Annotated in this window: 23 protein-coding genes and 1 pseudogene; 8 read left to right on the top strand and 16 right to left on the bottom strand. The window is 72.8% G+C overall.

The window, feature by feature from the left end; all coding sequences use genetic code 11:
- From BU198_RS37535 to BU198_RS37545, 3 genes are all read right to left on the bottom strand, one after another.
- On the bottom strand, positions 1-1,339 hold a 1,339-nt coding region (locus BU198_RS37535; protein WP_188301268.1), incomplete at its 3' end, for an AAA family ATPase.
- Positions 1,340-1,650: 311 nt separating this feature from the next.
- Complete coding sequence (locus tag BU198_RS37540) at positions 1,651-2,298, bottom strand: NUDIX domain-containing protein (protein ID WP_188296126.1); 648 nt, start codon at positions 2,296-2,298, stop codon at positions 1,651-1,653.
- Positions 2,299-2,405: 107 nt separating this feature from the next.
- Positions 2,406-4,043 (bottom strand): CTP synthase, encoded by a 1,638-nt coding sequence (locus BU198_RS37545; protein WP_188296125.1) that lies wholly within the window; start codon positions 4,041-4,043, stop codon positions 2,406-2,408.
- 759 nt (positions 4,044-4,802) lie between these two features.
- On the opposite strand from BU198_RS37545, the gene BU198_RS37550 reads away from it, so the two are divergent.
- On the top strand, positions 4,803-6,803 hold the full coding sequence (locus tag BU198_RS37550) for a glycoside hydrolase family 15 protein (protein WP_317620015.1): 2,001 nt from the start codon (positions 4,803-4,805) through the stop codon (positions 6,801-6,803).
- 114 nt (positions 6,804-6,917) lie between these two features.
- Here BU198_RS37550 and BU198_RS43030 read toward each other — a convergent pair whose 3' ends face one another.
- Entirely contained in the window at positions 6,918-7,439 is a 522-nt protein-coding gene (locus tag BU198_RS43030; protein WP_317620488.1) for a glycosyltransferase family 4 protein, read from the bottom strand.
- 63 nt (positions 7,440-7,502) lie between these two features.
- Between BU198_RS43030 and BU198_RS37555 the strand changes: the two genes are divergently transcribed.
- Positions 7,503-8,006, top strand: coding sequence for a methyltransferase domain-containing protein (locus tag BU198_RS37555; protein ID WP_262987100.1), 504 nt, complete (start codon positions 7,503-7,505; stop codon positions 8,004-8,006).
- 75 nt (positions 8,007-8,081) lie between these two features.
- Here the strand turns inward: BU198_RS37555 and BU198_RS37560 are convergent, their stop codons facing one another.
- Complete coding sequence (locus tag BU198_RS37560) at positions 8,082-8,348, bottom strand: hypothetical protein (RefSeq protein WP_188299574.1); 267 nt, start codon at positions 8,346-8,348, stop codon at positions 8,082-8,084.
- 200 nt (positions 8,349-8,548) lie between these two features.
- On the opposite strand from BU198_RS37560, the gene BU198_RS37565 reads away from it, so the two are divergent.
- Together BU198_RS37565 and BU198_RS37570 are read left to right on the top strand one after the other, a co-directional pair.
- Positions 8,549-9,514: a phosphatidylinositol-specific phospholipase C gene (locus BU198_RS37565; RefSeq protein WP_188299573.1), complete on the top strand. Its 966-nt coding sequence runs from the start codon at positions 8,549-8,551 to the stop codon at positions 9,512-9,514.
- A gap of 141 nt (positions 9,515-9,655) precedes the next feature.
- On the top strand, positions 9,656-10,897 hold the full coding sequence (locus tag BU198_RS37570; protein WP_188299572.1) for an alpha/beta hydrolase family protein: 1,242 nt from the start codon (positions 9,656-9,658) through the stop codon (positions 10,895-10,897).
- Positions 10,898-10,947: 50 nt separating this feature from the next.
- Here BU198_RS37570 and BU198_RS37575 read toward each other — a convergent pair whose 3' ends face one another.
- Positions 10,948-11,343 carry a helix-turn-helix domain-containing protein gene (locus BU198_RS37575; protein ID WP_317620346.1) on the bottom strand — a complete coding sequence of 132 codons (396 nt, stop codon included), beginning with the start codon at positions 11,341-11,343 and terminating at the stop codon, positions 10,948-10,950.
- A gap of 24 nt (positions 11,344-11,367) precedes the next feature.
- Between BU198_RS37575 and BU198_RS37580 the strand changes: the two genes are divergently transcribed.
- The gene (locus BU198_RS37580; protein ID WP_188299571.1) at positions 11,368-11,766 is read left to right on the top strand and encodes a YybH family protein; all 399 of its coding nucleotides are present in this window, start codon (positions 11,368-11,370) and stop codon (positions 11,764-11,766) included.
- A 38-nt stretch (positions 11,767-11,804) separates the two neighbouring features.
- On the opposite strand, the gene BU198_RS37585 is transcribed toward BU198_RS37580, so the two are convergent.
- The 7 genes from BU198_RS37585 to BU198_RS37615 all read right to left on the bottom strand — a co-directional run bounded on the left by BU198_RS37585 (position 11,805) and on the right by BU198_RS37615 (position 18,460).
- Entirely contained in the window at positions 11,805-12,068 is a 264-nt protein-coding gene (locus BU198_RS37585) for a hypothetical protein (protein ID WP_188299570.1), read from the bottom strand.
- A gap of 464 nt (positions 12,069-12,532) precedes the next feature.
- Entirely contained in the window at positions 12,533-13,351 is an 819-nt protein-coding gene (locus BU198_RS43035) for a hypothetical protein (RefSeq protein ID WP_223245007.1), read from the bottom strand.
- 236 nt (positions 13,352-13,587) lie between these two features.
- Complete coding sequence (locus tag BU198_RS37595) at positions 13,588-14,133, bottom strand: hypothetical protein (protein ID WP_188299569.1); 546 nt, start codon at positions 14,131-14,133, stop codon at positions 13,588-13,590.
- A 203-nt stretch (positions 14,134-14,336) separates the two neighbouring features.
- A complete protein-coding gene (locus tag BU198_RS37600; RefSeq protein WP_188299568.1) occupies positions 14,337-14,978 on the bottom strand; it encodes a hypothetical protein in 642 nt (213 codons plus the stop codon).
- Positions 14,979-14,996: 18 nt separating this feature from the next.
- Entirely contained in the window at positions 14,997-15,404 is a 408-nt protein-coding gene (locus tag BU198_RS37605) for a hypothetical protein (RefSeq protein ID WP_188299567.1), read from the bottom strand.
- Positions 15,405-15,545: 141 nt separating this feature from the next.
- Positions 15,546-16,325 (bottom strand): hypothetical protein, encoded by a 780-nt coding sequence (locus tag BU198_RS37610; protein ID WP_188299566.1) that lies wholly within the window; start codon positions 16,323-16,325, stop codon positions 15,546-15,548.
- A 92-nt stretch (positions 16,326-16,417) separates the two neighbouring features.
- Positions 16,418-18,460 carry an NADPH-dependent 2,4-dienoyl-CoA reductase gene (locus tag BU198_RS37615; RefSeq protein ID WP_188299565.1) on the bottom strand — a complete coding sequence of 681 codons (2,043 nt, stop codon included), beginning with the start codon at positions 18,458-18,460 and terminating at the stop codon, positions 16,418-16,420.
- Positions 18,461-18,805: 345 nt separating this feature from the next.
- Here BU198_RS37615 and BU198_RS37620 point away from each other — a divergent pair, with 345 nt between their 5' ends.
- Positions 18,806-20,059: an FAD-dependent monooxygenase gene (locus BU198_RS37620; protein WP_188299564.1), complete on the top strand. Its 1,254-nt coding sequence runs from the start codon at positions 18,806-18,808 to the stop codon at positions 20,057-20,059.
- Between the two features lie 46 nt (positions 20,060-20,105).
- Here BU198_RS37620 and BU198_RS37625 read toward each other — a convergent pair whose 3' ends face one another.
- On the bottom strand, positions 20,106-20,681 hold the full coding sequence (locus BU198_RS37625; protein WP_188299563.1) for a TerD family protein: 576 nt from the start codon (positions 20,679-20,681) through the stop codon (positions 20,106-20,108).
- A 213-nt stretch (positions 20,682-20,894) separates the two neighbouring features.
- On the opposite strand from BU198_RS37625, the gene BU198_RS37630 reads away from it, so the two are divergent.
- Entirely contained in the window at positions 20,895-21,188 is a 294-nt protein-coding gene (locus BU198_RS37630) for a hypothetical protein (protein WP_188299562.1), read from the top strand.
- Between the two features lie 183 nt (positions 21,189-21,371).
- On the opposite strand, the gene BU198_RS37635 is transcribed toward BU198_RS37630, so the two are convergent.
- Together BU198_RS37635 and BU198_RS37640 are read right to left on the bottom strand one after the other, a co-directional pair.
- A complete protein-coding gene (locus tag BU198_RS37635) occupies positions 21,372-22,952 on the bottom strand; it encodes a glycerol-3-phosphate dehydrogenase/oxidase (protein ID WP_188299561.1) in 1,581 nt (526 codons plus the stop codon).
- On the bottom strand, positions 22,949-23,611 hold the full coding sequence (locus tag BU198_RS37640) for a TetR/AcrR family transcriptional regulator (RefSeq protein ID WP_188299560.1): 663 nt from the start codon (positions 23,609-23,611) through the stop codon (positions 22,949-22,951). Before BU198_RS37640 ends, BU198_RS37635 begins: the two co-directional genes overlap by 4 nt.
- Before the next feature lie 20 nt (positions 23,612-23,631).
- Between BU198_RS37640 and BU198_RS37645 the strand changes: the two are divergent.
- Positions 23,632-23,926 (top strand): annotated as a pseudogene (locus BU198_RS37645) (hypothetical protein); the annotation flags it as partial.

Raw genomic sequence — 23,926 nt, forward strand, 5'->3', positions numbered from 1 at the left:
CGTCGGCGGCCGGGGCCTCCTCGCCGAGCAGCTCCCGCTCGGCGAGCGCGGCCAGCGTCACGGCCGCGTCCGGCACCGGGCAGCCGACCAGGGCGGAGGCGGTACGCGGGTCCGCGGTCTGCGCCGGGGCCAGGGTGAGGGTGCGCAGCATCCGCGCCTGGGCGGCCGGCAGCCCGCGGTAGAGCAGAGTGAACGCGCCGAGCAGCGGGTCGTTGTCGGGTACCGGCACCGGCTCGGCCGGCTCCGGCCCCGGCTTCACCCAGGCCGCCGGATCGCCCGCCGACTCGCTCGCCGCGCCGACGCCGGCGGCCACGGCGGTGCCCGCAGTCCCAGTGGCCCCGGCAGCCCCGGCAGCCCCCGCCGAGGGAGCGCCGGGGGACTTCACCCCGCGCTCCTCCCCTTTCTTCTTCGCCGCCCTGTCCTGCTCCTTCTCCTTCCCGGCGGCGGCCTTCCCCACAGTGGCCTTCCCCACAGCGGCCTTCTCCGCGGCGGCCTTTCCCGCGGCCGTCTTCCCCCCAGCAGCCACGCCGCCCTTGGCCGCCCCCGTGGCCGTCTCCGCGGCAGCCCCCGTGGCCCCCGTCTCCTCCCCCACCACCCGGTTGAGCTCCCGCGCCGCGTCCGTGACCGCGATCTTCGGGTTCCCCCGCAGCCACCCCGCCATCAGCCGCAGCGCGGCCGGCCGGGCGGCGCAGGCCTCGGCCAGGTCGGCCCCGCCGACCGGGTCGCAGGAGATCCGGGTGCCGCCGACCAGATCGGCCAGCAGTTCACCGGAGGCCTGCCGGTCCAGCCCCCCGAGGATCACCGGGTCGATGTCCTCGATCCCGGTGAGCGGCCCGGCCGTGGTGGCGAGCACCAGGCAGCCGGGCTCGTCGGCGAGCAGCGGCCACACCTGCCCGGCGTCCCTGACGTCGTCCAGCACGAGCAGCACCCGCAGGCCCGCGAGCGCCTCGCGCAGCGCCACGCAGCCCGGCTCGTCCCGGCCGTCCTCGCCCGCCCCCGGCAGCGGCACCGCGCTCTGCGGGTCGAGCTGCTCCAGCAGCAGCCGGGCGGCCCGGGCGGGCGGCACCCGGCCGCCGTCCGGGGCGGACAGCCGTACGAACAACACCCCGTCCGGATAGTCGGCGGCGACGGTACGGGCGAAGCGGGCGGCCAGCACGGTCCGTCCCGAGCCAGGGCGCCCGGCCAGCACCAGCACCGGGCACCGCCCGCTCGCCGGACGGGCGGCGGCCGCCCGCAGCGCCGCCAGTTCGGCGCGCCGCCCGACGAAGAGCGTGGGCCCGGCCGGCAGCCGCTCCAGGCCGGGGACGGCCCCGGCGGGCGCGCCGGGGCCGGGTTCCATCGTCGCCGTCTTCCTCGCCACCCGTGCCACTCCCGACGTCGTCCCGCGCTCGGCATCCGGCGCTCGGCATCCGGTGCCCAGCCTCCGGAACTCGGCCTCCGGAGCTCGGCGGAGGCGGCCCGGGACGGGCGCCCTGTCTGCGAAGCGTAGTTCGACCGTCCGGCTCAGCCGAGGTGACATCCGGTCGTACGAATCGGCAAATCACCCCAACGACTCAACGCACGGGGCGCCACGCACCTCCTGCGCGGATCACACACCCCGGCAGGGGCGGCACACGCCGACGAGGACCGCACAGGACCGGCGGGCCCGGCTCAGCCCTCGAAGGGCCGGGCCGGCCAGGGCGCGTCCGCCGGGCGCAGCGCGTCCAGCCCGTCCGGGCCGGTGAGTGCGGCGTGCACGGCGAGCGTGCCGGTGACCAGGGTCGGGTTGTGCAGCTTCCCCGCCTGGATCAGCCCGATCAGCTCCGGCACCGGCACCCAGGCCACCTCGATCTCCTGCTCCTCGCCCTCGGCCGCGTAGCGGTCGCCCTCGGCCGGCGCCAGGTCGGTGGCCAGGAACATCCGCAGCGCCTCGTCGGTGCCGCCCGGAGAGGTGTAGTAGTCGGCGAGGATCCGCCAGGTACCGGCCTTGCAGTGGGCCTCCTCGTACAGCTCGCGCTGCGCGGCGCGCCACGGGTTCTCGCCGGGCACGTCGAGCAGGCCGGCCGGCAGCTCCCACAGCCGCTGGCGCACCGGGTGGCGGTACTGGCGCAGGACCAGCACCCGTTGCTCGTCGTCCAGGGCGAGCACCGAGACCGATCCCGGGTGGGTCTGGTAGTCGCGGCGGGCCCAGCTGCCGTCGGGCATCCGGACCTCCTCGCTGCGCACCCCGGTGACCTTGCCCCGGAACGGCGTCCCGCTCTCCCTGACCTCCCACTCCTCGGCCACGTCGAAGATCCCCCGGCCGCTCTGCTCGTCCATCGCTCTCCCCTTTTCGTCAGTACGACACAATCTAACGCCGGACGGCGGCCCCGCGGGAATCGCGGGACCGCCGTCCGGTGAACGACCACTGACTACGACGACCGGGACTACTCCGAGGCCGCGGTCTTGATCTCGATGGCCGCCTTGACCAGACCCGCGAACAGCGGGTGCGGACGGGTCGGGCGGGACTTCAGCTCCGGGTGGGCCTGGGTGGCCACCAGGTAGGGGTGCACCTCGCGCGGGTACTCGACGTACTCGACCAGGTCGCCCTTGGGCGAGAGGCCGGAGAACTCCAGGCCGGTCTTCTCCAGGTCCGCGCGGTAGGCGTTGTTGACCTCGTAGCGGTGGCGGTGGCGCTCCTCGACGTACTGCTCGCCGCCGTAGACCTCGCGGACGATCGAGCCCTCGGCGAGCTTGGCCGGGTACAGGCCCAGGCGCATGGTGCCGCCCAGGTCGCCCTTGCCGTCGACGATGGCCAGCTGCTCGGCCATGGTGGAGACGACCGGGTGCTTGGCGGCGGCGTCGAACTCGGTGGAGTTGGCCTCCGGCAGGCCGGCCAGGTTGCGGGCCGCCTCGATGACGACGCACTGGAGGCCCAGGCACAGGCCGAGCAGCGGGACCTTGTTCTCGCGGGCGTAGGTGATGGCGCCCACCTTGCCGTTGACGCCGCGGTCACCGAAGCCGCCGGGGATGCAGATCGCGTCGACGTCGCCGAGCTGCTCCCGGGCGCCCTCGGGGGTCTCGCAGTCGTCCGAGGTGACCCACTTGATCTCGACCCGGGCGTTGTTGGCGAAGCCGCCGGCGCGCAGCGCCTCGGTCACCGACAGGTAGGCGTCCGGGAGGTCGATGTACTTGCCGACCAGGGCGACCTTGACGATGTGCTGCGGCTCGTGGACACGGCGCAGCAGGTCGTCCCAGGTGGTCCAGTCGACGTCGCGGAACGGCAGGTCCAGGCGGCGCACCACGTAGGCGTCCAGGCCCTCGCCGTGCAGCACCTTGGGGATGTCGTAGATCGACTTGGCGTCGATGGCCGCGACCACGGCCTCCTCGTCCACGTCGCACATCAGGGAGATCTTGCGCTTGATCGCCTGCGGGACCTCGCGGTCGGCTCGCAGCACGATCGCGTCGGGCTGGATGCCGATGTTGCGCAGGGCGGCGACGGAGTGCTGGGTGGGCTTGGTCTTCAGCTCGCCCGAGGGGCCGATGTACGGCAGCAGGGAGACGTGCACGAAGAACACGTTGTCCCGGCCGACCTCGTGGCGGACCTGGCGGACGGCCTCCAGGAACGGCAGCGACTCGATGTCGCCGACGGTCCCGCCGACCTCGGTGATCACCACGTCGACGTCCTCGGTCGCCATCCGGCGGATCCGGGACTTGATCTCGTTGGTGATGTGCGGGATGACCTGGACGGTGTCGCCCAGGTACTCGCCGCGCCGCTCCTTGGCGATGACGGTCGAGTACACCTGGCCGGTGGTGACGTTCGCCGAGCCGTGCAGGTTGGTGTCCAGGAACCGCTCGTAGTGGCCGATGTCCAGGTCGGTCTCGGCACCGTCGTCGGTGACGAACACCTCACCGTGCTGGAACGGGTTCATGGTGCCCGGGTCCACGTTGAGGTACGGGTCGAGCTTCTGCATCGTCACGCGCAGGCCGCGGGCCTTGAGCAGCGCGCCCAGGCTGGAGGCGGTGAGCCCCTTGCCGAGCGAGGAGGCGACACCCCCGGTGACGAAGAGGTGCTTGGTCGTCACGGCTCGGCTGTTCGCTGCCTTGCCGGAATGGGGCTGTGCCAAGAGGGGGCTCCCGTGGGTCGCGTGTCGAAGGTGACGTGGGCGGGAGCTCGGGGTTCGCCGGGCGACGGAGGCCGGCTCGGTGCGCGGCGCTCGTAGGGTCGTCGGTTCGGCTGGTCCGGGGCGTTTTATCCCGCCGGTCCACGGGATACCAGGGTAACAGTGACCCGACCCGGACGCCGTTCGGGCCGCGCGCGCCGCGCCGGGAGCGCACGCCGGGGCGCACAACCGGCGCATCATGCGCCGCATTCGTCACACCGGTCGCACCACCGGCCGGACCGGGCCAGAGCGGGCCGTCCGGCCGGACCATGCCGGATCCTCCGGCCGGACCAGCCGGAGGTGATCCTTCCGGACCATCCTGCGCCGCGCCCTCGCGATGCACGGCATTTCCGCCGAATTGCGGCGCCACACCGGGCTGCGCCCGCGTGCTTCGCCCCTTTCGTCCGTCGTAAGCTGCTCGGACGCATCGCCGACAGCACGAGCACGCGGAGGGCGTGGGAGGGTCAGGACACTCCCGGTCCCCGATGCGCGACCGGACCTCCCCGTATTCCAGCCCATCCCCACCCACTCCAGGGGCTCGACCGAGCCCCGCGGACACTCCAGCAGGGCCTGCCACCACCCCCGGCAGGCCGGACGTCCCGGGGTGGACCTCCGGCCCCGCAGACCGCTCGCTCCCTCCTCTCGCCGATGCCCTGACCACATTGCGAACTGGAGATCCACGTGGCCGGCCGTATCGAGGACTACGCACTCATCGGAGACATGCAGACCGCCGCCCTGGTCAGCAGGGACGGGGCGGTGGACTGGCTCTGTCTGCCCCGCTTCGACTCGCCGGCCGTGTTCGCCGGCCTGCTCGGCACCGATGAACACGGCTTCTGGCGGATCGGACCGGCCGAGGCCGCCCCGGCCGGGATCCCCGCATCGGCCGCCGCCACGCCCCCCACCACGGCCGACCGGGCCCGCCTCGCCGACACCACCGGCCAGCGGGTGCCCCCGCCCAGCGCCGCCGCCCCCGCCGTGCCCGCCGACCGCCGCCGCTACCGGGGCGACTCGCTGATCCTGGAGCAGGAGTGGGACGCCCAGGGCGGCACCGTCCGGGTGATCGACTTCATGCCGCCGCGCCCGCTGGCCGGCAAGGACGCCGTCCCCCAGGTGATCCGGATCGTCGAGGGCGTCTCCGGCACCGTACGGATGCGCTCCGCGGTGCGGATGCGCTTCTCCTACGGCCGGGTGGTGCCCTGGGTGCACCGCGTCGAGCAGCCCGACGGCGGCCACCGCACCGTCGCCGTCGCCGGGCCCGACTCGGTCTGGCTGGACGGCGAGGCCGAGACCTACGGGCGCGACCTCACCACCTACGCCGACTTCACCGTCGGCGCCGGCGAGCGGATCGCCTTCGCCCTCACCTGGCAGGCCTCCCACCTCGACCCGCCCAGGGCCCCGGACGCCGAGGAGATGCTCGACGCCACCGCCGACTTCTGGCACGAGTGGGCCGACCAGTGCACCTACCAGGGCCCCTACCGCGAGGCCGTGGTCCGCTCCCTGATCACCCTCAAGGGCCTCACCTACGCCCCCACCGGCGGGATCGTCGCCGCCCCCACCACCTCCCTGCCCGAGGACATCGGCGGCGAGCGCAACTGGGACTACCGCTACACCTGGCTGCGCGACGCCGCGATCACCCTCTCCTCGCTGCTGCGCACCGGCTACCGCGACGAGGCCCGCGCCTGGCGCGAGTGGCTGCTGCGGGCCGTCGCCGGCGACCCGGAGAACCTCCAGATCATGTACGGCATCGCGGGCGAGCGCGAGCTCACCGAGTCCTCGCTGGACTGGCTGCCCGGCTACGAGGGCTCGCAGCCCGTCCGGGTCGGCAACGGCGCCGCCGGGCAGCTCCAGCTCGACGTCTACGGCGAGGTCGTCGAGGCCCTGCACCTGGCCCACATGACCGGCCTGGTCCGCAACGACCACGCCCACCACCTCCAGCTGCGCCTGATCGAGTACCTGGAGGACCACTGGCAGGAGCCGGACGAGGGCATCTGGGAGGTGCGCGGCCCGCGCCGGCACTTCGTCCACTCCAAGGTGATGGCCTGGGTCGCCGTCGACCGCACCATCAAGCTGCTGGAGCAGACCCCCGAGGACGAGCCCACCGGCGGCCACCTGGAGCGCTGGCGCGAGCTGCGCGACACCATCCACCGGGACGTCTGCGAGCGGGGCTACGACCCGGAGCGCAACACCTTCACCCAGTACTACGGCGGCAAGGAACTGGACGCCTCGCTGCTGCTGATCCCCCAGGTCGGCTTCCTGCCGCCGGACGACAAGCGCGTCATCGGCACCATCGAGGCGATCCAGCGCGAACTGTCCACCGAGGACGGGTTCGTGCTGCGCTACCCGACCCACGACGAGAGTGGCAACAACGTCGACGGCCTCTCCGGCCACGAGGGTGCCTTCCTGGCCTGCTCGTTCTGGCTGGCCGACGACCTCGCCATGATCGGCCGGGTGCAGGAGGCCCGCGAGCTGTTCGACCGGCTGCTCGCGCTGCGCAACGATCTCGGCCTGCTCGCCGAGGAGTGGGACCCGCGGCTCAAGCGCCAGGTCGGCAACTTCCCCCAGGCGTTCAGTCACGTCCCGCTGATCGACACCGCGCTGCGACTGACCGCCTGCGGCGCCGCGTATCTGTCCGCCCAGCCGGACGGCCTGGCCGCCGACCGGGTCGAGCAGGCCACCGTCTGACCGGGCCGGTCCCGCGGGTCGCCGCGGATCCGACGGGGATCCGCGGCGACCCGGAGAGACCTTGGGAGATTCGCGGAGATCCGGAGAGATCCGCGGGACCGGCGAAGGCCCGCGTCAGCCGCGCTGCACCAGCTCGTCGTAGGTGCTGAGCACCTGGGCGACGGTGGCGGCCTCGTCCGGCCAGGTCTCGGCCTGCTGCCGGCCGGCCACCGCCAGCTGCTCACGGCGGGCCGGTTCCGCCAGCAGGGCGCGCACCGCGCGGCCGATCGCCACCGGGTCCCCCGGGGGCACCAGCACGGCGGCGTCGCCGACCAGTTCGGGGATGCCGCCGACGGCGGTGGCGACCACCGGCACACCGGCCCGCATCGCCTCCTGCACCACCAGCGAGCGGGCCTCCCAGCGGCTGGAGAGCACCACGAGGTCGGCGGCGGCCAGCAGGTCGGGCACGTCGGTGCGGTAGCCGAGCAGCCGCACCGGCAGCTTCTCGGCGGCGGCCCGCTCGCGCAGCGCGCCCGCCTCCGGGCCGTCCCCGGCGAGCAGCACCAGCGGTTCGGGGTCGAGTTCGGACAGCTCCCCGGTGGCGTCCAGCAGCAGCCCGAAGGCCTTCTGCGGGACGAGCCGGCCGACCGCCAGCACCAGCGGGCGGTCGGGGCCGTCGCCGAGCAGCGCGCCGCCGAGGCCGGCAGCCGGGCCCGGTTCCTGGACGGCGACGCGCTCGCACTACCGCTGCCCGACGGCGAGTCGGACGTGGTCTGGTGCGAACGCGTCCTCCAGCACCTCACCGATCCGGCGAGGGCCGTCGCCGAGATGGCCCGGGTGCTGCGCCCCGGCGGCCGGATCGCCCTGCTGGACACCGACTGGTCCACCTTCGTGCTGCACCCGACGGCCCCGGAGATCCGCCCCGCGCTGGCCACCGTCGTCCAGGGCACCGCCGCCCAGCCCGACGCCGGACGCAGCCTCGCGGGCCGGCTGGTCGAGGCGGGGCTGACCGTCGACCACCTCGGCGGCGACGTCCTGCTGCACGACTCCCACGCGGTCGCCCGCCCGATCGTCCGCGGGCTCGGCGCGGCGGCCGTCGGCCGGGGCCTGATCACCGAGGAGCAGCGCGACCGGCTCTACGCCGGCCTCGACGCGGCCGCCGAGGCCGGGACGTTCCACCTGTCGGTGACGATGTTCGCCGCCGTCGCCCACCGGCCGCGCTGACCCGCCGGCCGCCGGCCCTGACCGCGCCCACGACACCGCCCGGAACGGAGCGGCACCGGACAACACGGGGCCGGTTCACAGGCGCCGCAGCGCCGCCTCGCAGAGCCGGCAGCGCTGCTGCTCCAGCTCGGGCGGGTACCACGGCTCGCCCGGACGGACGGGGCGGTAGTGGGAGTGCTCCATCGGAGCGGTGTCCAGCCCGCACAGGGTCCGCGCCTGCGGGTCCTCCGGGACGTCCGGGTCCTGTCCGGCGACGTGCACGGAGACCACGCCCGGCCCGACACCCTCGGGGCCGAGGGTCTGGTCCGGGGCCAGTTCGAAGAGGACGACGATCGAGGCCACGGTCCCACCGTGGCGGGCGGCGGCCGTCCACGCATTTCGATCTTCACCCGACCCGGGCCGGGCCTGGGCCGCTACGGACGGCAGCGGAGCCCCGGCCCGGCCCAGGATCTTCACGTCGCGAACCTGTCAAATAATGGCCCGCGTGCTCCACGATGGCAGCGCACGCCACCGACGACCGACCGGACCCGAGGAGCCGCACCATGGGCATCGCACGTCGTGATCTTCTCAAGTGGGGCGCGGGCACCGGCGCCGCCTTCGCCTCCGGCCTCACCCTGCCGACCGCCCTGCCGGGCACCGCCCGGGCCGCCGCCGGCGCCGCCACCCCGCGCGGACTGCCGACCGGCGACTGGATGAGCCGGCTGGACGGCGGCCTCTCCCTGCTCGACCTCACCATCCCCGGCACCCACGACTCCTGCTGCGAGAACCCGGCCTACGGCACCGAGTGGTCACACACCCAGAACTGGGGAGTCCCCCAGCAGTTGACCGAGGGCGTCCGCTTCCTCGACATCCGCTGCAACGGCCTCCAGGGCGCGCCCGACGAACTCGGGATCTACCACGCCGACAACTACCAGCACCTCCGGCTCCAGGACGTGCTCGACCAGTGCCGGTCCTTCCTCCGCGCACACCCCGGCGAGACCGTCCTGATGCGCCTGCGCAACGAGCGGGCGGGCGGCCAGGCGCTGGACGACGCCGAGTTCATGCGGCGGGTGAACCACTACCTCGACGGGCTCGGCTACCGCGGCCTGTTCCACTTCCACGGCTGGCCCGCCCTCGCCACCGCCCGGGGCAAGGTCGTCCTGCTCGCCGACTTCGCCAATCCGTGGGGCCTGATCGACTGGTCCAGCGGCGAGAACGCTCACTTCGACACCCAGGACGTCTGGCAGACCGGCGGAATCGACCCGCTGGGGACGAAGGGGCAGTACATCACGGCCCAGTTCGACAAGGCCTTCCGTAACCCCGGCTACCCGAAGATGTTCGTCAACTTCCTCTCCTACGCCGGTGGTTACTGGCCCAAGAGCAGCTCGCAGTCCCTGATGGACCGGACGGTGTACCCCTACCTCAGCGCCCGTACCGAGCAGCGCGCCCGGTTCGGCATCGTGCCGATGGACTTCCCGGACTTCCACGTCAACGTGCTGCGGATGCTGATCGACAAGAACGCCGTGTGAGCGGCGCCGGCCCCTCCCCTGCCCTCCCGCATCCCTCGCACATCAGCCCGGGGATGTACATCCGTGGGCCAATGCCAGGTGACGGAGGATCAACCGGCGGGCCGATGCCGCCGATCCGCCGCCCGTGACAGCGTTCCGCGCATGGACACCACGCCGATCGCACCCCACACCGGACCGACGCGCCGCCGCATGCTGGGCGCCGCCCTCGCGCTGGGCGCCGCCGCGCCGCTGGGCCTCGCCCTCCCCGCCTCGGCCGCTCCCACGCCCTCCGCCGCTCCGTCCTCGTCCACCGCCACGCCTGGACGGCTCACCCTGCCCACGCCCACCGGCCCCTTCCCGGTCGGCATGGTGCCGCTGCACCTGCGCGACGAGTCCCGGCCGGACCCGAACGCCAGGCCCGGACGGTACCGCGAGCTGATGGCCACCGTCTGGTACCCGGCCAGGACCGCCGACGCCGCGTCGTACCCGCTCGCCCCCTGGATGACCGAGGGCGCCCTGAAGGCCTTCCTCGACGACGTCGGATTCCCGCTCCCCCTCTCCCTCGCCCCGCTCACCTCGAGCCACCAGGGCGCCCCCGTCCACCGGTCCGGCCGGCCGCTGCCCGTCGTCCTCTACTCGCACGGCGCGGGCAGCCACCGGGCCGACCACACCATCGTGGTCCAGGAGTTGGCCAGCCACGGCTTCGCCGTCGTCACCGTCGACCACACCCACGACGGCATCACCGAGTTCCCGGACGGGACGGTCGTCACCCGGGACGCCGCCGCCCCGGGGCTGTACCCGCGGGACTACGCCGCCGACCTGCTCTTCCTGCTCGACCGCGTCGTCGACCTCGCCAACGGCCGCAACCCCGACGTCGACGGACGCACCCTCCCGGCCGGTCTGCCCGGCGGCCTGGACGCGCGGAACATCGGCGCCTTCGGCTGGTCCAAGGGCGGCACCGGCACCGCCCTCGCCCTGGTCGCCGACCGACGCATCCGCGCCGGGCTCGCCATCGACGGGCCGATGGCCTCCAACCCCGCCATCACCACCGACATCGACCGGCCCTTCATGATGATGACCGCCGACTTCGCCCGGGCCACCAACCCGTACGCCGAAACCTTCTGGGGCCACCTGCGCGGCTGGCGCCTCGACGTCCAGGCCACCGGCGCCATGCACTCCTCGTACGGCGACAACATGACGCTGATCCCCCAGGCGGGCCGGCTGCTCGGCATGACCGAGGAGCAGATCCGGTCCAAGGTCGGCACCCTCGACCCCCAGCGCGGGATCCGCGTCCAACAGGCCTACCCGCGCGCCTTCTTCGACCTCCACCTGCGGGGCCGGCACTGCGGCGACCTGCTCGACGGACCGTCGCCCGCCTTCCCCGAGGTCGTGTACCACCCGTAGACCCGGTACGGCGCGGGCGGCCGCCACGGGGGTGCGGCCGCCCGCCCCGCCTACCCGTGGCCGGCCAGCACCGTACCCGTCCGGTACAGCTCCACCAGCAACGGCCGCAGCGCCTCCCCGGACGGCGTCAGCCGGTACGAGGTCCGCACCGGGAAGCCCCGCAGCCGCTCCCGCACCACCAACTCCCGCTCCCCCAACGCCTGTAGCCGCTCGGCGAGCACCTTGGAGCTGATCTCCGGCAGCCGCTCGCGCAACTCCCCGTACGAGGCGGGCCCGTGCATCAACTCCCGCAGCACCAGCGTGGTCCACCGACCGGCCACCGCCGCGAGCGCCACCTCCACCGGGCAGTCCGCCTCCGGACGCACCGTACGGCCGCGCCCGTCCGGCACCAGCTCCTCGTCCCAGGCCCGGCCGCCCCGCCCGTCGCTTCCCGTTTGGTGACCCACGCCGGGCCGGTCTTCACTGCTCGCATGACTCACCCCGCCACCCTCCCCCCGACCACCGACCCGGCACAACACCCGGCCGCCTTCGCCGCCGCCTTCAACTCCGGCCGCCCCGAGCTGCTCGCCCGGGTCTACGAACCCGGCGCGCTCTTCGTCCCCACCCCCGGCAGCACCGCCACCGGCCCCGGACTCCACCGCGCCAACGCCGAGTTCCTCGCCCTCGGCCTGCCCATCACCGTCCGCCCCCGGCACACCTACGTGGCCGGCGACATCGCCCTGCTCATCGTCGACTGGGAGATCACCGGCACCACCCCGGCCGGCACCGACCTCCACCTCACCGGCACCGCCACCGACGTCGCCCGCCGCGACCCGGCCGGCCACTGGCACTACGTGATCGACAACCCCTTCGGCACGGCCCGCCCCTGATCCCCTCCCCCCGGCCTCCCCAAAACCGCGGCGGCCGGTCAGGACTTCGTCATCAAGAAGCCCGAACTCTTCAGGAGCCACAGGTCCTTCCCGTTCTCCTCGGCCGTCAGCCAGAACCTGCACGTGCCCCCGTCGTCCTTCTGCCTCGCCTCCACGAAGAACCCGGGACCGACATCATCGAAGAAGGACTTCGTCCGCTGCCCCTCGATCTCCGTCAGCCTCGCCTTGTCCTCCGCCACAACGCTGCACACGTACGCCGGCGCCCGCGCGAACCCCACCCGCCCCTCCGGCAGGAACTCCACGACGCCTTCAATGGGTGGACATCGAGGAGCGGCCCATCCGACGAACAGATGGGCCGCTCCCACCGCTCCCAGAGTGGCCTGCCGATCCTTCGTGGCTCTTCCGCGCCGAGGCCCGGCCCGTCCTCAGACGGGCCGGGCCTCGGCTGCGGATCACATTCGGGTCAACCAGCGAAGAACGACACAAGCGCGCCTATGACCGAACCGGACGAGAGGACGATGAACCCCCACCCCACGACCAGGTGAATGCCGACCGGTCCATCCCCGGAGGACCTCCCGGAGGGCTGCATGAACGACTTCGCAAAACCTCGATAATCCGTCACCATGGCTATCCCAAGAAATAGGGGGATCAAGAAGATCAGAGCAACGAGGGCCTTCACGAGAGCTCCAAATCAGCCACTAGGAAAGGAGTGATTACACGAACCCGACCTGGAGATCATATCAAGAAGGAGCTCCAACACCTACCCCTAGTCGTTCTCGTTCACATAGTCCCACCCATAGTCACTCTTGAATATGTTCGCATGAATTCCGATCAACGGGGGCCCTTGGATCGCCCCCGGCCCCGCCGCCCAACCGAACTGATGGAAGTACTGCCCATTGGGGTTTTTCTCGAGCGAATACGCCCCACCCATCAGTCCGTCTGCATAGGTGACACCCCCGACCGTCTTGGCACTATCCTTCGGCCCGGCCGTATTCCATCCCGCCGAGAAACCGGCGAAAGCGCCGCCACGAAATCGGAAAGGACTCGGCTTGTCCTTGATCGTCGGGACTGTCGCGCCACCAGTCACATACATGGAAACAGTCCCCGCCTGAACAGAGAAGTTCATGCACCCCATTAGGCACATACTGAAACTGACGTACACGTGGTTCCAGGCACTCTTCACGAGCTCGATCGGGTTGGCTTCACCGTGATAGCCCGTGTGCCGATCCTTGTTCTTGTAGTTATCCCGGCTCGCCAACGACTTCTGAAGCCGCTGCATCCCGGGAGAATCGTCGCTGTCGTACCCGAGCGTTCGGCAGAGCTCGTGGCACTTCGCATCCCGCTCCGCCTGCTTGGCACGCGCGTTCCGCTCCGACAGCTGGCGAGCCGCTTCCTTGTTCTGCCGGGCTGCTGCCTCAAGAATGATGTTGGAGTCTTCGCACTGCTGGCGCTGGAACTGCGGACCGCAGTCATCGGGTCTGAGGCCGCTCGCGCAGTTCCCCGTACGAGGGGCCGGGCCATGCATCAACTCCCGCAGCACCAGCGTGGCCCACCGGCCGGCCACCGCCGCGAGCGCCACCTCCACCGGGCACTCCGCCTCCGGACGCACCGTACGGCCGCGCCCGTCCGGCACCAGCTCCTCGTCCCAGACCCGGCCGCCCCGAGCTGTTCGCCCGGGCCTACGAGCCCGGTGCGGTCTTCGTCCCCTTTCCCGGCAACACCACCACCGGCACCGGACTCCACCGCGCCAACACCGAGTTCCTCGCCCGCGGCCCGCCCCTGATCCCCTCCCCCCGGCCTCCCCGGGACCGCGGCGGCCGGTCAGTCGCTCCGCACCTCCGGGTTCACCGTGCAGAAGTAGACCCGGCTGCTCCGCGGGTCGAAGTAGAAGCTCCCCGAGTACCGGGTCAGGGTCACCGACCTGTCGAACGCCTGACTGTTGAGCCATCCGGTCGTGCCGCCCACCTCGGCCGCGAGCTCCTTCGGGACACCGCACTCGATGGCGCTCTCCGCCCACACTCCGCTCGCCGTGATTCCCGCCAGTGTCCCCGGCTCGACGTGTGCCACCCCGTCCAGGCTCACGTCGGTCGGCCCGGGAACCTCCGGCACGGAGTTCAGCGTCAACATCCGGCTGACCCACTTGCTCTCGGACAACGGACCCAGCTTCGGGAATCGGCGCTTCAACGGCTCAAGGTCCGTCCGCACCGCTGCCGGACTCGGAGCGGCAGCGGCCTGCTGACGGTTCTCCGCACGCCCATCCGCTCCGGCCTCCGGGCCGGACGCACAGCCAGAGACGAGCAGCACCGCGGCGGAAGCCATCAGCAGCGCCTGGGGCACAGGTCTCTGATTCACCACCATGTGTTTCATGGGTTCATCATCCTGCATTGTCCTGAACAACAGCCCGGCGAGGAACGGAGCGGCCACCACGGGGGTGCGGCCGCCCTGCGGCCCAGCCCAGCCCGCCCACGACCACCATTCCGTCGGCCAGGCTCCACACCACGATTCGCAGGTCCTTCACCAACACCCCTCTGTCCGATGAATCCCAGAAGAACCGGCGACGGAACGCCGTCTCAGCACGGCACGACGAGGCTCTTCTCCAGGCCGAGGTCGAGAGGCTCCTCGGCCGGCACACCGTCGCGCCGCACCGTCGCGCGGTACTCGCCCTGGAGGTACCTGGGTATGGCCACCGTGTAGACGGTGTGGCGCACGCCCTCGACCTGGATCGAGTAGCCCTTCCGCACCGGGAAGTCCCGGCCCTGGCACGAGAGGTAGTCGACCGTCTCGCCGTTGGACATCAGGACCACCGACCATGCGCCCTTGAACATGCTTGCGCCGACGAAGGTGCCGACGCCGGGCGTCCGCCGCGCGGCGATGTCCGCGAGCGGCACGCAACTGCGGGCCACGACACGGTCCGAGGCCATGCAGATGTCGCCGGTCTGCTCCGCCTGCCAGATCAGCTCCGGCCCGTAGCCGTTGTCGAACCGGACCGGCGTGAACTCGTCACCCGCCGGTGCCGTCCCCTTCTCCTGGGCGGTCCGCAGGATCATCTGCCTGGCGCTCTCCGGGAGCGTCGGCTCGGACAGCACCGTGCCGGCCCCGGCGGCCGCCCCGTCGTCCGCGGAGCCGTTCCCGCCGGGCGGCCCGGTACACGCGCAGGCGCCGAGGAGCAGGCCGGCGAGCACGACCCGAAGCCTCGTGGTGAAGCCGTTCATGATTCCCCCTTGCCTGGACTACTGACGAACGAACGGCTCCTGACCGGCGTCCACTCCGGTCATCCCGAGCTGCTCGCCGTTATTGCCCTTGCCATACTGAAAGTACCTCTCGCACCTCAGGTACCCATCTAGGGAGGCTAGTTGGACTATCGCACCAGTACCGGCGTCCTGCAGCTTCCCGTACTTCCACGTACCAGTGAACTTCACGGCCGTCGGCGAGTTGTCGCCACGGCACATGGCGGGCAACAGGAGAACTTCACCGAGCTTGCCGCCTTCCAGCAGCTGGATCGAGGAGGCGCCCGCCTTCCAGGACCCGATGACGGGCGGGTCTGGCGCCTTCCCCACCGTGCACGAGGCGGCCAGCGGCAGCACGCACACCAGCAGCGCCGGCCCATACCGCCTCGAAAGCCCCGGAGAGCCGATCACCTGTTACCCCCTTTGCCCCGGAGGCCCCGTGGGCCTCATGGGCCCCTGCCGCCGTCCCGGCATTCTGGCAGGCGCGCTCGGCGGCGACCGCACCGCGGCCCCCACCGGACGCATGGGCGTCCGGTGGGGGCCTGGAGGGGCTCAGACGCGCTTGGCCTCGGAGGCGGTAGCGGTCGGGACGGCGGTCGGGACGGTGGTGGGGACGGTGGTCGGGAGGGCCGTGGGGGCGGTGGTGCTGCCGGCGTGGGTGCCCAGGGTGCGTTCGACCTTGGCGACGGCGGTGCGGTACTGCATCGAGGCGGTCTGTTCGTTGCTGCCCTGGCGTTCGAAGTAGCCGAAGAGCATGGCGACCGTGCCGAAGCGTTCGATGCCGACGTAGCCGTTGAGCTGGACGCCGGCCAGGGTGCCGTCGAGGTGGACGGCGGGGGCGTCCTTGCGGTCGCCGAGGGTGACCGGGCTGACGGTGAAGGTCACGGAGTCCTGGGTGCCCGCCTCGAAGGTGATGCTGTGGCAGCTCTTCAGGGCGTCGGTGGCGTTCTTGAAGTCGGCGGTGAGCCGGTCGGAGGACTCGGCGGCGAGGGACTGGGTGACCATCGGGTTGCCGTCCGGGCCGTCGAGTTCGACCGCGGCGTGGGTGACCTGCGGTCCGGTCTGGGTGGCGTGCATGTTGATCAGGGCGCTGAGTGCGGCACAGCCGGTCACCGGGGTCTGGTTCCCGCCCGGACTGGGGCTCTGTGTCACCGAGATCGCGGTGTAGCCGGGGCCGAGGTCGGCCGGGGTCAGCAGGGCCGGCTTCAGCTGGTCGGCGGTGGGCAGGGTCTCGGCGGGTGCGGCCGAGGCCGGCCGGACCGCCGGGCCCAGGGCGACCGCCACGACGGCGGTGGCGGCGGCGAGGACGTGGATGGGCCTGGGAAAGGGCATACGGGGCCCCCGGTCGAGGGTTCGGGCAGGGACGAGGCAACCAGTGTCCCACCGGGGGCCCTGCGCGGCGCGCGGGCGGGGATCTCCGCAGGTCAGATGGATGCGGCCAGTTCGGTGCCCTGCTGGATGGCCCGCTTGGCGTCCAGCTCGGCGGCCACGTCGGCGCCACCGATCAGGTGCACCGGCAGGCCGCGCTCGCGCAGCGCCTCGTACAGGTCGCGGCGCGGCTCCTGGCCGGTGCAGAGCACGACGGTGTCCACGGGGAGCAGTTGGCGCTCGCCGTCGACGGTGAAGTGCAGGCCGGCGTCGTCGATCAGGTCGTAGCTGACGCCGGGGACCATCACCACGCCGCGGTGCTTGAGTTCGGTGCGGTGGATCCAGCCGGTGGTCTTGCCGAGGCCGGCGCCCACCTTGCCGGTCCTGCGCTGGAGCAGGTGGACGCTGCGCGGGGGCTCGGGCCGCTCGGGGGCGCGCAGGCCGCCGCGCTCGCGGTACTCCGGGTCGATGCCCCACTTGGCCTGGAACACCGGCGGGTTGAGGCTGGCCGCGTCGCCCTGGTCGGTGAGGAACCCGGCCACGTCGAAGCCGATGCCGCCCGCGCCGAGGATGGCGACCCGCTTGCCGACCGGCGCGCCGTCGCGCAGCACGTCGAGGTAGCCGAGCACGCTGGGGTGGTCGATTCCGGGGATGTCGGCGGGAGTTCGGGGGGTGACGCCGGTGGCGAGGACGATCTCGTCGTGGCCCTGCCCGGCCAGCTGCTCGGCGGTGACGGTGGCACCGAGTCGCTGGGTGACGGCCAACTCGGCCAGCCGGGTGCGGAAGTAGCGCAGCGTCTCGTCGAACTCCTCCTTGCCGGGGATGCGCCGGGCGATGTCCAGCTGCCCGCCGATCTCCTCGGCGGCGTCGTACAGGGTGACCTGGTGGCCGCGCTCGGCGGCGGAGACGGCGAACGCGAGGCCGGCCGGGCCCGCGCCGACGACGCCGATGTGCTTGCGCGACATCACCGGGCCGAGGACGAGTTCGGTCTCGTGGCAGGCGCGCGGGTTGACCAGGCAGGAGGTGATCCGGAGGCTGAAGGTGTGGTCGAGGCAGGCCTGGTTGCAGCCGATGCAGGTGTTGATGGCCTCGGCGCGGTCGTCGCGGGCCTTGGCCACGAAGTCGGCGTCGGCGAGCAGCGGGCGGGCCATCGAGACCAGGTCGGCGCTGCCCTCGGCGAGCAGGCTCTCGGCGATCTCGGGCGTGTTGATGCGGTTGGTGGCGACCAGCGGGATGCCGACCTTGCCCATCACCTTCCTGGTCACCCAGCCGAAGGCGCCGCGCGGCACCGAGGTGGCGATGGTGGGGATGCGGGCCTCGTGCCAGCCGATGCCGCTGTTGATGACGGTCGCCCCGGCGGCCTCGACGGCCTGGGCGAGCCGTACGACCTCGTCCAGGGTGGAGCCGCCGGGTACCAGGTCGAGCATGGAGAGGCGGTAGACGATGATGAAGTCCTCGCCGACCCGCTCGCGGACCCGGCGGACGATCTCCACCGGGAAGCGCATCCGCCGCTCGTACGGGCCGCCCCACTCGTCCTCGCGGTGGTTGGTCGCGGCGACGATGAACTCGTTGATCAGGTAGCCCTCGGAGCCCATGATCTCGACGCCGTCGTACCCGGCGCGGCGGGCCAGCCCGGCGCAGCGGGCGAAGTCCTCGATGGTCTGCTCGACCTGCCCGGCGGTGAGCTCGTTGGGCACGAAGGGGCTGATCGGGGCCTGGAGCGCGCTGGGGGCGACGAGGTCCCGGTGGTAGGCGTAGCGGCCGAAGTGCAGGATCTGGAGGGCGATCTTCCCGCCGGCGGCGTGCACCGCGTCGGTGACCACCCGGTGCTTGTCCGCCTCCTCCTCGGTGGTCAGCATCGCGCCGCCCTCCCAGGGGCGCCCGGCCTCGTTGGGGGCGATGCCGCCGGTGACGATCAGGCCGACGCCGCCTCGGGCCCGTTCGGCGTAGAAGGCGGCCATCCGCTCGTAGCCGCCGGGGGCCTCCTCCAGGCCGACGTGCATGGAACCCATGATCACGCGGTTGGGCAGGGTGGTGAAGCCGAGGTCGAGCGGGCTGAGCAGGTGCGGGTAGCGGCTGCTGCCGGGGTGGGCGCTCATCGACGTCTCCTGGGGCGCGGGCGGGGGCGGACCGGGGGCTTTGTTACCGCAGAGTAGGTGACGGGCGCCGCGGTATGCAACTAGTTGCATAAGGATCGTCGCGTGAGGCCGGGGGGTCGAGGGGACCTTCGGAACGGCCCCCGGAACGGCCCCCGCGCCGACCCTCGGAACGGCCCCCGCGCCGGCCCTCGGAACGGCCTGCCGGTGCACCTCCGAACAATCCTCCGGACAGCCCTCCGGATGGCTCGAACACGACGCCGGGGCCCGCCCGTCGGCGTATCGTCGTGTCCCGGACAGCGCGGGGGGACGGCGCTGGGACATCGCGAGTTCGGGAGAGGAGCGACCGTGCGAGGTGGCTCGGTGGCCGTGGTCGGGGGCAGCATCGCCGGGAGCGCCTTCGCCGGCGCCGCCGCCCGGCTCGGCGCGGAACGGGTGGTGGTGCTGGAGCGCAGCCCCGGCCGGCTGGAGGACCGGGGTGTGGGGCTCTGCACCCACGACGACCGCTTCGACGAACTGGTCCGGACCGGACACCTCGCCGCGGACACCCGCCGCCACCGCCTCACCGTGCGCCGCTGGGTCACCCGGGGCGCGGCCGGCGAGGGCGACGGACCGGACGGCTGCGGGCGGCTGCTCTGGGCCCAGCCCTTCTCGTTCCACTCGCACCACTGGGGCGTGCTCTGGCAGGCACTGCGCGAACGGACGCCCGGGCAGGTCGAGTTCCGGCTGGGCACCACGGTGACGGCGGTCGGCAACGGGCCCGGCGGCGAACGCGGCAATGCCTGGACCGAGAACGCCGACGGCGGCCGCGAGACGTACGACCTGGTGATCGGCGCCGACGGCTACCGCTCGGTGGTCCGCGCGGCCGTCTGCCCGCAGGCCGAGCCCGAGTACGCCGGGTACGTGTGCTGGCGCGGCAGCTACGACTCCGCCCTGCTGGCCGGGCTGCCCGGCGGAGCGGCCCCCTGGCCGGAGGAGCACTGCGTCACCGTCTGCTACCCCGGCGGCCAGGTGGTGATCTACCGCATCCCCGGGCTCGAACCCGGCAGCACCCAGGTGAACTGGGTCTTCTACGCCCCCACCCCCGCCTGGCTGCGGCTGGACGGCCCGACCAGCATCCCGGCGGGCAGCCTCACCGACGCGCGGCTGGACGAGCTGCGGCAGCTCTCGGAGCGGAACCTGCCGCCGTACTGGGCCGGGGTGGTCGCGCTGACCCCGCGCGAACGGACCTTCCTCCAGCCGATCTACGACCTGGCCGCCCCGCACCGCACGGCCGGCCGGCTGCTGATCGGCGGGGACGCGGCCACCGTGGTGCGCCCGCACAACACCAGCGGTGCGGTGAAGGCGATGCAGGACGCCCACGCCTTCGAGCTGGCCGGGCGGGAGGCCGGCTCCTGGCCGGACCTACTGGCCGCCTACGACCGCGAACGGACGGCGGCCGGACGGGAGTTGGTGGAGCTGGGCCGCGCCCTCGGCCGGGCCCAGGTCACCGCTTCACCGGACTGGTCGGGGATGGACGAACCGGCCATGGCCGCCTGGTGGCAGCACCAGCTCACCGGCACCGGGGGTTTCGGCGGCCACGCGCTCGGCCGCAAGGGCTGAGCGCGCGCCGCGGCCGTCGAAACCCCGTCGATCCGGACCGGGACGGTCAGACGTTGACGCCGTAGTCGGTCGCGATGCCGCGCAGCCCGGAGGCGTACCCCTGGCCGATGGCACGGAACTTCCACTCGGTGCCGTTGCGGTACAGCTCGCCGAAGACCATCGCGGTCTCGGTCGAGGCATCCTCGGTCAGGTCGTAGCGCGCGATCTCCTGGCCGTTGGCCTGGTTGAGGACCCGGATGAACGCGTTGCGCACCTGGCCGAAGCTCTGCAGCCGGGCGTCGGCGTCGTAGATCGACACCGGGAAGACCACCTTGGCCACGTCCGCCGGGACGCGGTCCAGGTCGACCTTGATCTGCTCGTCGTCCCCGTCTCCGCCGCCGGTCAGGTTGTCGCCACTGTGCTCGACCGAACCATCGGGGCTGCGGAGGTTGTTGAAGAAGACGAAGTGCTGGTCCGAGACCACCTTGCCCAGCGCGTTGCACAGCAGCGCGCTGGCGTCCAGGTCGTAGTCGGCTCCCGTGGTGGTGCGCACGTCCCAGCCGAGGCCGACGATCACGGCGCTCAGACCGGGCGCCTCCTTGCTCAACGAGACGTTGCCGCCCTTGGCCAGCGAAACTCCCACAATGCCCTCCTCGATCTCTCCCTGCGAACGAATCTACAACACTGTAGAGATCAGGAGAATCCATCGGGAGGCGGGCCCTGCCCCGGGAATTTCTCAGGGCGGCGAACGGGAACTCCGGCCGCGGCGCTCCGCATGCCGAGCACCCTGGCAGGGGCCCGCCCTACACTGACAGTGGATTTCCCCTCGTCGCAGGCCCTGTCGCCGGAGGTCCCGATGCGCCAGCGGTACAGCTTCCACCTCGACCAGGACGGGCACTCGGTGACCGTCAACGTCCGGTCCGGCTGGATCACCGAGACCGAGCTCCTGGTCGACGGCAAGGAGTGCGCCTTCCACCGTGTCCACGGGCACGGCGTCTACCCGCTGAGCCTCGCCGCCCAGGTCGCCGAGGAACCGCCGGAGCCGCTCGCGGTGCGGCTGGACCGCACCGGCCGGACCGAGCACCCGCTCTCCTGCGTCCTGGAGATGGCCGGCGCCGAGCACCCGATGCCCGAGCGCACGGCGCGCTGATTCCGCCCGTTCACGCCGACGTCGCGACGGACTTCGACGCGTTCGCCGCCCGGCACCCCGAGCTGCTCGACAAGGAATTGCTCACCCGCCACTACCGGCCCGGAACGCTCGCGGACGACCAGGCCAGGACGACCTGGGTCGAACCGGATCTCCTCCCCTTCCCCCGCTCCGCGTCCTGACGCGTCAGCCCGCCAGACCCTCCCCGAGGCGCTCCGCCACGATCTCCTCGACGGCCTTCCGGGCCCGCTCGGCGTCCTCCGCGACCAGCCCGATCCTGGTCCGGCGGTCCAGCACGTCGGCGGCATCCAGCGCGCCCTCGTGGGTGACGGCGTGGGCGATCTCGGCGCGGGTCACGTCCAGGCCCTCCGCGACCGGTGTCGACTCCCCTGCCACGAGCACCTCGTGGGCCGCGCCGCCGTGGCGGGCCGACAGCGAGGGCGGCACCTCCGCCGCGGAGAGCGGGCGGCTGTCCCGGTGCCCGGGGGCGCCGATCAGCGGCAGCCTGGCCGTCCAGCAGGCACGGGCGGGCAGGCCGCGCAGCCGGACGGCGGTGTCCACCGCGTCCTCGGCCATCCGGCGGTAGGTGGTGAGCTTGCCGCCGACCACGGTGATCACCCCGGACGGGCCCTCCAGCACCGCGTGCTCGCGCGAGATGTCGGCGGTGCTGCCGTCCCCGGTGTCGATCAGCGGGCGCAGCCCGGCGTGCGCGCCGCGCACGTCCGACCTGGTCAGCGCGGTGGCGAGGGCGGCGTTGACGGTGTCGAGGAGGAAGGTGAGCTCGGCCTCGGTGGGCTGGGGCTCGTCCGGGACCGGGCCCGGGGCGTCCTCGTCGGTCAGTCCGATCGCCACCCGGCCGAGCTGCTGCGGCAGCGCGAAGACGAACCGGCTGGTGGAGCCGGGCACCGGCACGGTGAGGGCGGCGGTCGGGTTGCCGAGCGCCGCCGCGTCCACCAGCAGGTGGGTGCCCCGGCTGGGCCGGAGCCTGATCGACGGCTCCACCTCGCCGGCCCAGACGCCGGTGGCGTTGACCACCGCGCCGGCCCGGACGGCCAGTTCCTGCCCGGTCAGGGTGTCGACCAGCCGGGCCGAGGTACCGGTGACCTGTTCCGCGCGCACCCTGGTCAGCACGCTCGCGCCGTACTGCGCGGCGGTCCTGGCCAGCGCGACCACCAGCCGGGCGTCGTCGACGAGTTGACCGTCGTGGGCGACCAGCGCACCGCGCAGCCCGTCCGTCCGCACGCCCGGGACCAGCGTGCGGGTCCGGGCGGCGTCGATCCGGCGCACCCGGGGCAGCAGCGCGCCCGGGGTGCCGGCCGTCAGGCGCAGCGCGTCCCCGGCGTGGAAGCCGGTGCGGATCAGCGCCGCCTGGCCGGGGCGCAGCAGGTCCGGGAGCAGCGGTACGAGTTGGGGCAGCGCCCGGATCAGGTGCGGGGCGGTGCGGGTCATCAGCACGCCGCGCTCGACCGCGCTCTCCCTGGCCACCTTGATCCGCCCGGAGGCGAGGTAGCGCAGGCCGCCGTGCACCAGCTTGGAGCTCCAGCGGCTCGTCCCGAAGGCGAGGTCACGAGCCTCGACCAGCACCGTGCGCAGGCCGCGCGAGGCGGCGTCCAGGGCCACCCCGGCGCCGGTGACGCCGCCGCCGATCACCAGGAGGTCGATCCGGGCGTCGTCGCCGAGTGCTTCGAGCTCCAGCGTGCGGCGGGCGGCGTCGAGTCGGGAGGTTCCGGCGTACGGGCCGGCGTGCGGACCTGCGGTGGGGGTCACGGCGCGAGGTATCCGTTCAGTGCTCTGGCCAGTTCGCGCCGCCAGGCCGCCTCGGGCAGCAGGGAGGCGACCATGCGGTGCGACTGGACGGTGGACTGGGCGATCAGCAGGACCATGGCGGCCAGTTCGAGCGGCTCGCCGGCCCGGATCGAGCCGTGCTCCTGGCCCCGTTCGATGCCGGAGCGCAGCGCCTCCAGCAGGCCGCGCTGGCTGGCGCCGAGCCGCTCGACGACGTACTGGAGCAGCAGGTCGGAGTCGTCGGAGCGGAGCAGCGCGCCGAGCACCGGGTGGTCGCGCAGCCGGACGGCGATCTCCACCACCCGCTGGACGAAGGCCTCCCGGTCGCGGGCGTCCGGTTCGGTGCCCTCCAGGGCGGCCAGGATCTCCCGGGTGAGCAGGGCGCCGATCACCGCCCGGACGTCCGGCCAGCGGCGGTAGACGGTCGGGCGGCTGACCCCGGCGCGGCGGGCGATCTCGGACAGCTGGGTGCGGCGCACGCCGAGGTGCACGATCAGGTCGGCGGCGGCGTCCAGGATCGCGTCGTCGGTGCTGCGGGCCCCGGGGGGCCGGCCCGGTGTCGGGGTCCGGCTCGGCGCTTGGGTCTGGCCTGGCGTCGGGGTCTGGCCTGGCGTCTGAGGCTCGGCGTTACTACTTGACATGATGTGTGAAACTGTAACGCATGGCACCTGAGACGCAAGCGGGACCGGCCGGCGCCGCACTTCCGCTCCCCCCGATGAAGTGGGACGCCTGGGGCGACCCGGCGCTCGCCAAGGAGCTGTCCGCCGACATCAAGGGGCTGCTCGCCGCCGCCCTCGGCGTCACCGGGGACGCCGCCCCCGGGCCGAGCGCCGAGGAGGTCGTGCTGCGCCCGTCCCGGATCTCCGCCGAGGACCTCAAGGCGCTGGCCGACGCGGTCGGCGAGGCGCACGTCAGCGCCGCCGACGCCGACCGGCTGCCCCGCGCCGGTGGCAAGT

Source organism: Streptomyces sp. CBMA156, assembly GCF_014596515.1.
GTDB lineage: Bacteria > Actinomycetota > Actinomycetes > Streptomycetales > Streptomycetaceae > Kitasatospora.

Coding starts and splice junctions, on each gene's coding strand:
- BU198_RS37640 (WP_188299560.1), bottom strand. CDS start 23,611: ATGTCAAGTAGTAACGCCGAGCCTCAGACGCCAGGCCAGACCCCGACG.
- BU198_RS37600 (WP_188299568.1), bottom strand. CDS start 14,978: ATGAACGGCTTCACCACGAGGCTTCGGGTCGTGCTCGCCGGCCTGCTC.
- BU198_RS37570 (WP_188299572.1), top strand. CDS start 9,656: ATGGACACCACGCCGATCGCACCCCACACCGGACCGACGCGCCGCCGC.
- BU198_RS37565 (WP_188299573.1), top strand. CDS start 8,549: ATGGGCATCGCACGTCGTGATCTTCTCAAGTGGGGCGCGGGCACCGGC.
- BU198_RS37615 (WP_188299565.1), bottom strand. CDS start 18,460: ATGAGCGCCCACCCCGGCAGCAGCCGCTACCCGCACCTGCTCAGCCCG.
- BU198_RS37540 (WP_188296126.1), bottom strand. CDS start 2,298: ATGGACGAGCAGAGCGGCCGGGGGATCTTCGACGTGGCCGAGGAGTGG.
- BU198_RS37610 (WP_188299566.1), bottom strand. CDS start 16,325: ATGCCCTTTCCCAGGCCCATCCACGTCCTCGCCGCCGCCACCGCCGTC.
- BU198_RS37580 (WP_188299571.1), top strand. CDS start 11,368: ATGACTCACCCCGCCACCCTCCCCCCGACCACCGACCCGGCACAACAC.
- BU198_RS37630 (WP_188299562.1), top strand. CDS start 20,895: ATGCGCCAGCGGTACAGCTTCCACCTCGACCAGGACGGGCACTCGGTG.
- BU198_RS37595 (WP_188299569.1), bottom strand. CDS start 14,133: ATGAAACACATGGTGGTGAATCAGAGACCTGTGCCCCAGGCGCTGCTG.